The 9,690-nt window shown below is 68.2% G+C and carries 12 protein-coding genes and 1 pseudogene; 7 read left to right on the top strand and 6 right to left on the bottom strand.

Annotation, left to right across the window (positions count from 1 at the left end):
• Positions 1 to 761 precede the first annotated feature (761 nt).
• A complete protein-coding gene (locus ACFYW3_RS39035; RefSeq protein WP_389389035.1) occupies positions 762 to 1,088 on the top strand; it encodes a plasmid stabilization protein in 327 nt (108 codons plus the stop codon).
• A 123-nt stretch (positions 1,089 to 1,211) separates the two neighbouring features.
• Entirely contained in the window at positions 1,212 to 2,102 is an 891-nt protein-coding gene (locus ACFYW3_RS39030; protein ID WP_389389034.1) for an SDR family oxidoreductase, read from the top strand.
• 306 nt (positions 2,103 to 2,408) lie between these two features.
• On the opposite strand, the gene ACFYW3_RS39025 is transcribed toward ACFYW3_RS39030, so the two are convergent.
• A complete protein-coding gene (locus tag ACFYW3_RS39025) occupies positions 2,409 to 2,987 on the bottom strand; it encodes an actin-binding ADF family protein (protein ID WP_389389033.1) in 579 nt (192 codons plus the stop codon).
• A 1,393-nt stretch (positions 2,988 to 4,380) separates the two neighbouring features.
• Here ACFYW3_RS39025 and ACFYW3_RS39020 point away from each other — a divergent pair.
• Together ACFYW3_RS39020 and ACFYW3_RS39015 are read left to right on the top strand one after the other, a co-directional pair.
• Positions 4,381 to 4,602 carry a hypothetical protein gene (locus tag ACFYW3_RS39020; protein WP_389389032.1) on the top strand — a complete coding sequence of 74 codons (222 nt, stop codon included), beginning with the start codon at positions 4,381 to 4,383 and terminating at the stop codon, positions 4,600 to 4,602.
• A 219-nt stretch (positions 4,603 to 4,821) separates the two neighbouring features.
• Positions 4,822 to 5,229, top strand: a complete 408-nt coding sequence (locus ACFYW3_RS39015; RefSeq protein ID WP_389389031.1) for an STAS domain-containing protein — start codon at positions 4,822 to 4,824, stop codon at positions 5,227 to 5,229.
• A gap of 297 nt (positions 5,230 to 5,526) precedes the next feature.
• Here the strand turns inward: ACFYW3_RS39015 and ACFYW3_RS39010 are convergent.
• The 3 genes and pseudogenes from ACFYW3_RS39010 to ACFYW3_RS39000 all read right to left on the bottom strand — a co-directional run.
• A pseudogene (locus ACFYW3_RS39010) lies at positions 5,527 to 5,598 on the bottom strand (restriction endonuclease); the annotation flags it as partial.
• 57 nt (positions 5,599 to 5,655) lie between these two features.
• Positions 5,656 to 5,796 carry a hypothetical protein gene (locus tag ACFYW3_RS39005; protein WP_389389030.1) on the bottom strand — a complete coding sequence of 47 codons (141 nt, stop codon included), beginning with the start codon at positions 5,794 to 5,796 and terminating at the stop codon, positions 5,656 to 5,658.
• A 228-nt stretch (positions 5,797 to 6,024) separates the two neighbouring features.
• Positions 6,025 to 6,222: a hypothetical protein gene (locus tag ACFYW3_RS39000; protein ID WP_389389029.1), complete on the bottom strand. Its 198-nt coding sequence runs from the start codon at positions 6,220 to 6,222 to the stop codon at positions 6,025 to 6,027.
• Between the two features lie 205 nt (positions 6,223 to 6,427).
• Between ACFYW3_RS39000 and ACFYW3_RS38995 the strand changes: the two genes are divergently transcribed.
• From ACFYW3_RS38995 to ACFYW3_RS38985, 3 genes are all read left to right on the top strand, one after another.
• Positions 6,428 to 6,703: an isoamylase early set domain-containing protein gene (locus ACFYW3_RS38995; protein WP_389389028.1), complete on the top strand. Its 276-nt coding sequence runs from the start codon at positions 6,428 to 6,430 to the stop codon at positions 6,701 to 6,703.
• A gap of 583 nt (positions 6,704 to 7,286) precedes the next feature.
• The gene (locus tag ACFYW3_RS38990) at positions 7,287 to 7,703 is read left to right on the top strand and encodes a phage holin family protein (RefSeq protein WP_389389027.1); all 417 of its coding nucleotides are present in this window, start codon (positions 7,287 to 7,289) and stop codon (positions 7,701 to 7,703) included.
• Positions 7,700 to 8,167, top strand: coding sequence for a DUF3618 domain-containing protein (locus ACFYW3_RS38985; protein WP_389389026.1), 468 nt, complete (start codon positions 7,700 to 7,702; stop codon positions 8,165 to 8,167). Before ACFYW3_RS38990 ends, ACFYW3_RS38985 begins: the two co-directional genes overlap by 4 nt.
• 159 nt (positions 8,168 to 8,326) lie before the next feature.
• Here ACFYW3_RS38985 and ACFYW3_RS38980 read toward each other — a convergent pair whose 3' ends face one another.
• Both ACFYW3_RS38980 and ACFYW3_RS38975 read right to left on the bottom strand, forming a co-directional pair.
• Positions 8,327 to 8,977, bottom strand: a complete 651-nt coding sequence (locus tag ACFYW3_RS38980; protein WP_389389025.1) for a hypothetical protein — start codon at positions 8,975 to 8,977, stop codon at positions 8,327 to 8,329.
• A 179-nt stretch (positions 8,978 to 9,156) separates the two neighbouring features.
• Positions 9,157 to 9,450, bottom strand: coding sequence for a hypothetical protein (locus ACFYW3_RS38975; protein ID WP_389389024.1), 294 nt, complete (start codon positions 9,448 to 9,450; stop codon positions 9,157 to 9,159).
• Between the last annotated feature and the right edge of the window lie 240 nt (positions 9,451 to 9,690).

Here is a 9,690-nt window from a genome sequence, read left to right as displayed (position 1 = left end):
CTCCCACAAGCCGTCCGGCACCATCCGCTGCACAAGCCCAGTCGTCACCACACCAGACTGCCGCAAGATCACACCAAACGAAATGGCGTCTAAGCAGACCTCAGCGCGCGGCGCAGCTGCCCGGCCCCGTACGCGTCCCCAGCTCTCCCTGCGTCCTGCACACCCGCACAACGAGGCAGGAGCTGCTCGCGCTGTCGGCCGAACGGGGGCGGCCGGGGCGCCGCAGGCCGTCATCCTCGATGCCGGTCGGCAGCCGAGGGGGCAGCAGCCTGACGGCAGTGCAGGGGGCGGAGTGACTACCCTCGCCTGGGCCAGCCAGGGACGTCCCTTAAACGACCTGCACCACGCTGGCAAGCTTCCGATTCGCGAGGATCAGGCCGCGGCGAGCCCAGACCGAATGGGGCCAGCGCGAAGTCGGCGCCGGCTTGTCGCGCTGCGGCCGGGGCGTTCAGGAGGACGAGGAGGTTCAGTCCGGAACAGTCGCAGAAGGTCACGCGGGTGAAGTCGACCTCAAGGTAGAGCCGCAGTCTGCCGCAGGACAGGGTCAGCCGCCTGGGGGAAAGAGGCAAAGCAAGTGCCCGTCCGGGTCACGCAGGAACATGCACGCTCCTGTGGCTGATGTTCCAACGTGGCGTCGAAGGCGCAGGCCGTTCGACCTGCCTCGGTGGCCTGGCCCACCGCTCTCGGTCGGGCTCTCGTGAGATGCCGCTCGATGCGGGTAGTCGCACCACGACTTTGATGCCCCAAATGAAGGGTCTGCCATGCCACGAGGTTCCAGCCCAAAGCGCGAGCGTCAGTACAAGCATGTCAAGGAGTCCGGCGAGAAGCGCGGCATGTCGGAAGACCGCGCGAAGGAGATGGCCTCCCGCCCCGTGAACAAGGAGCGTGCTCGCGCGGGCGAGAGCACGACGGCCGGCCCCAGTTCCACCCAGGGGAAATCTGCCGCACAGCGCGGCGGCCAGAAGTCCGGCGGTGGCTCCTCCTCGGGGCGAACCAATGACGAGCTCTACCGGGAGGCCAGGAAGCGCGGCGTGCAGGGCCGCTCCACCATGTCCAAGCAGCAGCTCAAGAACGCCCTCGGCCACTGACCCGCGGACGCTCGTGGGGCGGCCCGGCCGCGTTGGACGGAGCCGCCGGGCCAGGGCTCACCCCAACGTCTGGCCGGCAGGTGGCCCCGCTGCCCGCGAGTCGGACATACAACGGAGATCCTCATGACTGAGAACGCGCCCGGCGTCCCCGACCCGGTGGCTCGCCACCCCCAACCTCCCTTCCCCGACCAGGAGCAGGACCATCCGGGCTCGACCGAGGAGATGGATCCGCGGCCGGACCACGGTGAGAGCACCTACCTGGGTCATGGCGTGCTCCTGGACCGGGCGGCGGTAGTGACTGGTGGCGATTCAGGGATCGGCAGGGCCGTGTGCCTGGCCTTCGCCCGGGAGGGCGCGGACGTCGTCTTCACCCATCTGCCCGAGGAAGCGGACGATGCCGCCGAGACCGCACGCCTGGTCCGTGAGGCGGGACGTAAGGGCCTACCAGTCTCGTGCGACATCCGTGACGAGGCGCAGTGCAAGGCCCTGATCGACCGCGCGGTGGACGAGTTGGGGCGCGTCGACATCCTCGTCAACAACGCCGCGTACCAGATGTCGCAGCCCGACGGGATCGAGGCGATCACCACGGAGCAGTTCGACCGGGTGATAAAGACCAACCTGTACGGGATGTTCTGGCTGTCCCGCAAGGCCCTGGCCCACATGCCGCGCGGTGGATCGGTTATCAACACCACCTCCGTACAGGGTTACCAACCCAGTCCTCACCTGCTCGACTACGCGATGACGAAGGCGGCGATCATCTCCTTCACGCACGGACTGGCGCAGATGGTCGCCCAGCGGGGCATCCGCGTGAACGGAGTGGCCCCCGGCCCGGTGTGGACGCCGTTGATCCCCGCGACGATGCCGGATGTGACGGAGTTCGGGAAGCAGTCGCCCCTGCGGCGGGCCGCCCAGCCGGCGGAAATGGCACCCGCCTATGTCTTCCTGGCCTCCCCGCAGGCAAGCTACATCACCGGCGAGATCGTCAACGCCACCGGTGGCACCCCCCTGCCGTAACAATCCGCTGGGGCCCGCTGCAGGTGAGTGAGAGTTGGAGGACTCACGCGGGCGGCGGTCGGGGCGAAGGGTTGCGCCCCGGAAATCCGCCCCCGGGCCTGCGGACGCCCGGACCGTGCCTGATGGCTGGGGGCAAGCCTCGGACGGAGTTCCACGCGCCGCGGTCAGTCGAGTGCAAGTGGAGGCTCGTTCCGCAGCAAGCGCCGCATAGTTGGCAAATCGGCCGTCGACAAGGCCCCATTGCCGGACCTTGTCGTGGGCGCTCTCCCCTCCTCCTCTCCCGTCCCCGCCACCACAGATCAATGGCTACGGCTGGTCAGCGACCTGAGAAACGAGGCGGTGGTAGTCCAGCTCGGAGAGGGTCGTGGCTTGAATGTGGACGTGCATACCGTCAAGTGCGTCCAGCAGGACGGCTGAGGCCCGTGTGTAAGCCAGCTTGTCCCTGGGACCCGCTGCTTCCGGCAACCAGGAGACCATCACGATCTCGCTCTTTCGCGTCCCCTCCGCCGTCGCGAAGGGCAGGTAGTAGACGACCAGGCGCGCTTTGCAGGAAGGCAGCGCCTCCAGAAGCTCATCGTGCGTCAGGTTGCTCTGACACTCGACGATCACGGTGTCCAGGGTGTCGCTGAGACGGTAGACCACCGCATTGATCTCCCGTTTGCCCTTCAGTTCCCAGAACGCACTGATGCACATCTCGTCCACTGTGATTGCGCTGCCCATGGAACTGCCTTCCGGTCCGAACGTACAGGTCGGCGGGCTCAACGAACCGCTCGCCGGCAAGTTCTGACTGGAATCCAGAGGCCCGGCAACGTCGGCGTCCCGGTGCATGTTCTCGTCGCTTCCGCCAGGTTGGGGTGCCCTGAAGCGGGATGCCTTGCTCTGCACTGCTGTGGCCGTACCTGGCACCGTCGCCGATCGCCGGCAGTTGTCGGCCGCGCCGGCCAGGTTGTCGGCGATCGCGAACGTGAGCAGAGGAGCCTGAGGGGAACTTCCTGCCAACCGCCACAACTACGCTGCCGCTTGCGCCTTCGTGGTTGTGGCCTGTGCGTCCACGATGTCGGCGAGCCGGCCGCAGCGGGCTGTACACAGGGCGTTGCCGGGCGGCTCGGTCACCGGTGCGGCGGAGGCCGTCGAGCGCGGTGTCCACCAGGGGCTGGTCGGTGGAGGCGTCCAGTGCGGGTGCCACCCGTTCGCGGAGGCGGTCCACGAGACGCCAGGCGGGCAGGTGTGTGCCGCGTAGGGGGTCCATCTCCCGACAGTTCACTGCGGCCAGCCTGTGGGCCTCCAGCAGTGAGGCGAGTGGGAGGAGCGGCGCGGGCCTGGTGTCAGCGATCTCCGCGCAAAAGTGCTGGTCAGACCTCGGACCAAGGCGGCGAGCAGGACCACGACGTCGAGGTCGGCGTTGGTGCGGGCGAGGCGGATCTCCAGCGTGGGTACGTGTTCGGGAGGGCCTGACGTACCAGGAGATCATCCTGCGATCCAGGATCGCGCCGGTGCGGACAAGGGTCGACGCGAGGTGTTCGTAGTCGGCTTCGTCGAGGACGGGAGCGGGCCCGGCCGTGGTGTCACTGTAAACAAATGCTGTGGGGGGGATCAGCGGGGTTCTGACGGCCAGGAGGAGGTGTTGTGGGTGGACGCTGCGGCGGCAACCTCGCGTCGCAACCATGCTAGCTGGGTCCGCAAGTTCGCCACGTCGGTGGCGGGGGCGGTGTGCACCTCCACCTGGGCCACCCGGTCGCCAACTGATGGCGCCACCGCGGCGATGACGCCGGGCGGCCTGCCCACCGAAGCCCGCTGGCCCGGTCCACGAGCAGGAACTCTCTTCCACTCCCAGGGTCAGTCTGCCCGTGCCGGGACTGGGCGCCACCGCAAATCGCTGCTGTGGCTGCTGTTAGGGGAACGATTGAGATGGCCGACGTCATCGGGGCGCCCTTTTCGATGATCCCGGAAGGAAGCCGAGGGGCTTGCTCCCCCCTCGTCCCATTTCACGCGCTCCCCCGAGTTCACACACGGCAATTTGCGACGAGGAGGGACAAGGGCTTGGGGATAGCGGCGCCGGGCCACGACGGGCGGAATAAACCCAGCCACTCGCGACCAGAGAGTGATCGCCCAGGTGAGTCAGAAGGCGGCACCAACTCCGTTGAGACCTCACCCATGAACGCGTGTCTCATCGGGACAAAAAGAGCATTAGGTCTCGAATTAGGGGAATACGCCCTACCTGGGAAGGCATGTATGCCCGGCCGCGCCGGAGCCGGATTCCTCAGGGCGGTGATCACCGATGTCGCAAGGCAAGATCCCCGACTATCGAACCGGCCACCGCGGTCGGCACTGGACTCACGCCTTGTGCAGTGCGCAGAAGGCCGGAGCCGTGATTGTCAGCGACGACACCAACGAGCCAGTGACCTACACGCACGACCACACCTCGGCAGGACGCTTCAGGCCCTGGACCACTGTCGCAGGCGTCCGCTACGACAGCCGCGACGTCCATCCCGAATGGTGATCCTCCTTCCGCTGCGCGGCCTGCCATGGGACGACAGGGACAGGCCCGGCCAGCGTCGCAACGGGTGTTTCCCCCCGCAGGAGGATGGGCGGCGGCCCAGGGGCGGGCAAGCACGACGCGGGCACGATGGCGAGCCGCGCAGCGGCTTCGGGGCGCGCCACGCCAGTATGGGGGGGGACCGCAGGCGTCGGCGCGTGCGGATGGCGCGAGGAGAACGCATTGATCACTGTCGGCGTCCAGTACTGCGGCGGCACGGCCTTGGTCAGCGCGAGCGGCGAACTCGACGCGGACGCGGGCCAAGCGCTGCAGGAGGCACTGGGTAGTGTCACCGCCGACGAACGAGACCTGTTGGTTGACTTGCACGGCGTCTCGGTCATGGACGCCGATGGCCTGTTGCACCTCCTGGACGTGCACCGGCGCGCGGAGTGCCTGGGCCTGCGGGTCCTGGTCACTGGATGGCAGCCCCAGCCGCAACAGTGCATGGCCGAGGTCGCCGGGATCCCTGGGCGCGGCTCGGCCACTGGGGAGCGGTACGCGGTGGCGGGCTTTCGCCGACTCATCGAGGAGCGGGCTCGCCGCGCACGGGACAGCACGGACCTCACCGCTGGATGGCTGCCCCGCTCCTGACCGGGCCGGGGCACCGCCACAGCCCGACGCGGAGCGGCCTGCCGGGCCCGGGCCCGCGTGGGCGGCAGCGGGACCCTGCTGGGACGGCTCAGTCCCCGGTGGCCCGCTGCGGCTTCCCACGCGCCCCCGGACGGGCACAGGTCGTCGACGAGGACGGTGCCGTTGCAGTTCTGGAGGTCCGGGCTGCCAATGGTGCGGTGCTGGCATGCCGCTTGCACTGCACCACGATCTGCCGTCCAGCAGCCGGCCGATCACATCGGCGCCCAGATCGTTGGCAGCGCCTATCCGACGGACTTCTGTGCAGCCGTCCCGACGGCACAAGTCCGCGACGTAGTCCTCGAACTCCGTTGGCGACCAGACTGCCTCCATCGACCGCACTGCGGGAATGCGCGCCTGCTCCGCAAGCTGACGGCATGGTTGTGGTGGTCATGTCGGGAGGCGATCGCGTAGGCATTCCAGGAGGCTGCGGCCGTTGGCGCTCCGGTTCCAGGCGACGTGGTCGACGAAATAGTCGTAGGCCAGGTCGGTGTTTTCGGCGGAGCCGGTGATGGAGTGGAAGTAGCCCATCGCCGAGAGCGCGAACTCCGTGTGGACCAGGCTTTCGTTCTGTGGTCCGGGTCTTCAGGAGGGTGTGGCCGCCGGCATCTTGGCGCGCGTTCCCTCAGCATTCCAAACGGGTCAGCGAGCGGCCCGAGGGTTGTCCTGCCCGGGGCGCGGGCCTGTCCACGCGGGACGTGACAGAGCCCGACCGGGTGACTACGGGCCCGGCCGGGCTCTGCGTGCGTGGGACGCGGCCTAGAAGTCGTCGTCGCGCTCGCGCTCGTCGCGCAGGCGGTCTTCCTCGCGGCTCCGATCCATCTCCTCAGGGCGCTGGCCACTACGGGAGGGAGTACGGGGCTCGAGGTGAACCGGGTCCTGGCCGGGGCGTTGCGGGCGCTGCTGCTCCTCGCGGCCCTCGCCCGGTTCCTGGTGCTTGTCCTTCATACCGCCCATGACGGCCGCTCCTTGGTGCGTGGGGTACGGATGGACTCCCGTCCAAGCTGACACGAATCCTCGCATTCCGCATTTGGTTGACTACGGAATGTGCCGGTCGAGTGGACTCGGGCCGGGTGCGGATGCGTCGGCATACGGCTGGCGATTCCGACGCCGAAGATGGGCGCTAAACCCGTCCACCCCTGCTCGTGAGGAGCCGATCGTCATGTTGGAACGCACACAGCGCAAGGACCACACCGAGGTCACCTTCGTCCTGCCCGCCGACGTCCCGCCCGGACCGGTCAGCGTGGTGGGCGACTTCAACAACTGGCAGCCCGGCGTCCACACCCTTGAGCCGCGCAAGGATGGCAAGCGGGCCGTCACCGTCGCACTGCCCAGCGCGAGCACTCACTCTTTCCGCTACCTGGCCCCCGGGGACCACTGGTTCAACGACGAAAGCACCAGCGACGATGACGGGCCCAACAGCCGCGTGCGCACCTGACCTGAACGACGCAATCGGCATGTGACCTGAAACCCGCGCGGCCGCGTCAAACCGGCGACACGTGCCCTCCTGCCCGTCCATTTCGAGCCGGTATCCGTGTGGGGGCCCCGTTACCGTGCCCGAGGGCGGGGCCACCGACAGTCCTTTCAGCCCATCCGTGACACGAACCCCGCGCTGGCTGTCAGCTCCTTTTTCCCCCTTCCCCTCCGGGCACACCGCCGGCGCCACATCGTCTTGGCAATGGGCCGGCCTCGCTTGCGCCACCCCGGCCATGCTGAGCGGCGCGCACTGACCTCGACATCGCAGCCAGCGCCGCCATCGGCCTGGCCGCGACCGCCCTCGTCAGGGCGACACCCCACCTCCTGCTGCGCCGCTCCATGACCAATGCCCGCAAACGGGTGACCGGCCCCTTGCGGGGTAGGCGCGCCGTGACAACAGCGTGCACATCAACCGGGGAGGAATCTGCCGTGGCAGCTCGCTTCGAGGCCCGGCACCAGACCCATGGCTATCACTTCGTTCTGATCGCCACGAACGGGCAGCCGCGCCACAACGGACGAACCATGCGGGAAAAGGTGAAGAGTAGATGAGCGGCTTTGGACACCCGGAGCACGGCAGTCCCAAGGAATCGGTGGGCGACCTCGTCACGCGGGCGTCGCAACAGATTTCGGAGCTGGTTCGCGAGGAACTACACCTGGCCCGGGCGGAGATGACGCAGAAGGGCAAACGCCTCGGTGTGGGCGGCGGCCTCTTCGGCGGCGCAGGCCTTATGGGCATCCTGGCCGCGCAGGCTCTGGTCGCCGCCGTCATCGCGGCCCTCGCCCTGCTCCTACCGGTGTGGGCTTCGGCCCTGATCATCTCCGCCCTGCTGGCAGCCATCGCAGCCGTGATGGCCGCGGCCGGGAAGAAGAAGATCGCCAAGGCCGGCACCCCGGCACCGGAACAGGCCATCGACAGCGTCAAGGCCGACGTGGCCCAGATCAAGGAGGCAGCACACCGATGAACACCCCCTCCCAGGGCGACAAGGAAGCCGCGCCCACTCCCGAGGAACTGCGCAGCCAGATCGAGCACACACGCGAGGAGCTCGGCCAGACTGTGGAGGCGCTGGCGGCCAAGGCCGACGTCAAGGCGCAGGCCAAGGAGAAGGCAGCCGACGTCAAGGGGCAGGCCGCCGAGAAGGCCGCTTTGGTTAGCGACCAGATCAGGGACACGGCGACGCAGGCCGCCCAGTTGGTCAAGGACAAGACGCCGGATCCAGTCCTGGACAAGGCGGCCCATGCTGCGACGCAGGTCCGCGACGCCGCAGGCCGGGCCGGGCAGCTCGCCGCCGAGAAGACCCCGGACCCGATCCGCGAGAAAGCCGAGGCGGCCGCGACCATGGCGAAAGCCAATCGCACCCCTCTGCTCGCCGCGGCTGCCGCAGGCGTCGTCTTCCTCCTTCTGCGGCGCAGCCGAAAGCACCGGTAAAGGTGGACCGGTCGTCCTGGTGCCGAGCAACATCCAGGCCGGGTAACGCCCACTACCAGGAGTGTCAGCAGCAGTGCGCACACCGACCATCAGCGGCGACAGCTCGGCCGGCTGGTCGGTGGTGTGTCCCAGTCCGTGCCTGCGCTTCAGGCCAGGGCTTCAGGCTGCGAACCGGTTGGTGTGGCCGGGCAACTGCTGCCCCGGGCGCAGGAACCGTCGACCGACTCGTTCGTCGCGTACCGCGAGGAACCCTGCGTTCGCCAGCCGCTGCGTGATCTTCCTGCGGCGGATCGTGCCCACCGTGAACGTTACGGTGAAGAGCAGCGCGACCGCCGCGCCGGAGGCGACTGCCTCGACCGGCGATTTGTCGATGAGCAGGAGGACGGTCAGGGCCGTGCAGGCGAGGTAGCCCTTCACCTTCTGGCTCCGGTCGGCTACGTACAAGGCCATGACGTCGAAGGTGATGAGGTCCTTCAGCACGGCCACGGGACCGACCGCTTCGGGGAGCGGCTTCAGCGAGCCCTGCTCCAACCCCGGCACTGTCCCGCCGTTGCCCGCCTGCGGATGGGCGGTGATGGTGGCCGCCTCGCGGACGCGCGCGTCGGGCTGTGGGTCCCGATACATCCGGACCTGGACGAGCGAGTTCTTGAACCCGGTCCTGTAGGCCATGCCGTATCTGTAGCCGTACTGCTCCGCCACGTACGCCAGGGCGGCCGCCTTCTGCGTGGAGCCCTGGGGGGCGATCTCGACGATGTCCTGCAGACGGGCGATCTGCTGGAGCAGCCCCGCTATGTGACGTTCTACGGACATCCTGCTCCCCGCCCCCTGAGACCCCGGCGCCTGGGGCCGACCGGCGCACAGCCTAGGGGTCACCACCGATCGGACACCACCGGGGCGTCTGGTGCGCGACCTGTATCTCCTCGTACCGAACACGCGTGGCCTGTAAGGCCCTTCGCTGCCGAACAGCGGCTGTAAGCGGATTACGGTATTCACACCGTCACCATGTCCGCTCGCCGCGCTACCGCGCCGCCCAGCACGAGCCGCTGATTGACGGCGTTCTCCTCCCGAGCCAGGCCGACCGCCGCGGCCGCATCCGCCGTCTGACCCTGCCCACCACACATGCCGAGGCCATGCGCCTGGTCGAGTACATCGACAAGGACGTCGCAGCGGGGCTCGGACAGAAACAGCCGCGTCCCACAGCTGCTGTCCACCCAGCCGGGAACATCAGCCGACGCCGCAGGATGCTCAGAAAAGAGACGGTCGGCCCAGAGCCGGATGCCCACACGATGATGGTGTGTGCCGGGCGACGGCGGGCAGGAAGCCCTGCTTGTCGGGGGCGGAGACCGGCACGGCCGTTCGTCAGGGGGCGGCGGCTTTGACGTCGACGTCGCTGTCGCCGTGTCCGCCGGTCTATAGCGGCCGTTTTGGCTAGGCCGTATCGTTTGGATCATCGCGCCGAGCCGGAGTCCGCTGCGGTGCCTGCGTCAGACGTTGCCGAACGGTTCTGGGTAGATGAATTCACC

Source organism: Streptomyces sp. NPDC002602, assembly GCF_042889445.1.
GTDB lineage: Bacteria > Actinomycetota > Actinomycetes > Streptomycetales > Streptomycetaceae > Streptomyces.
Note: the sequence above shows the minus strand (reverse complement) of the source record. Positions and strands in the feature narration are given on the sequence as shown.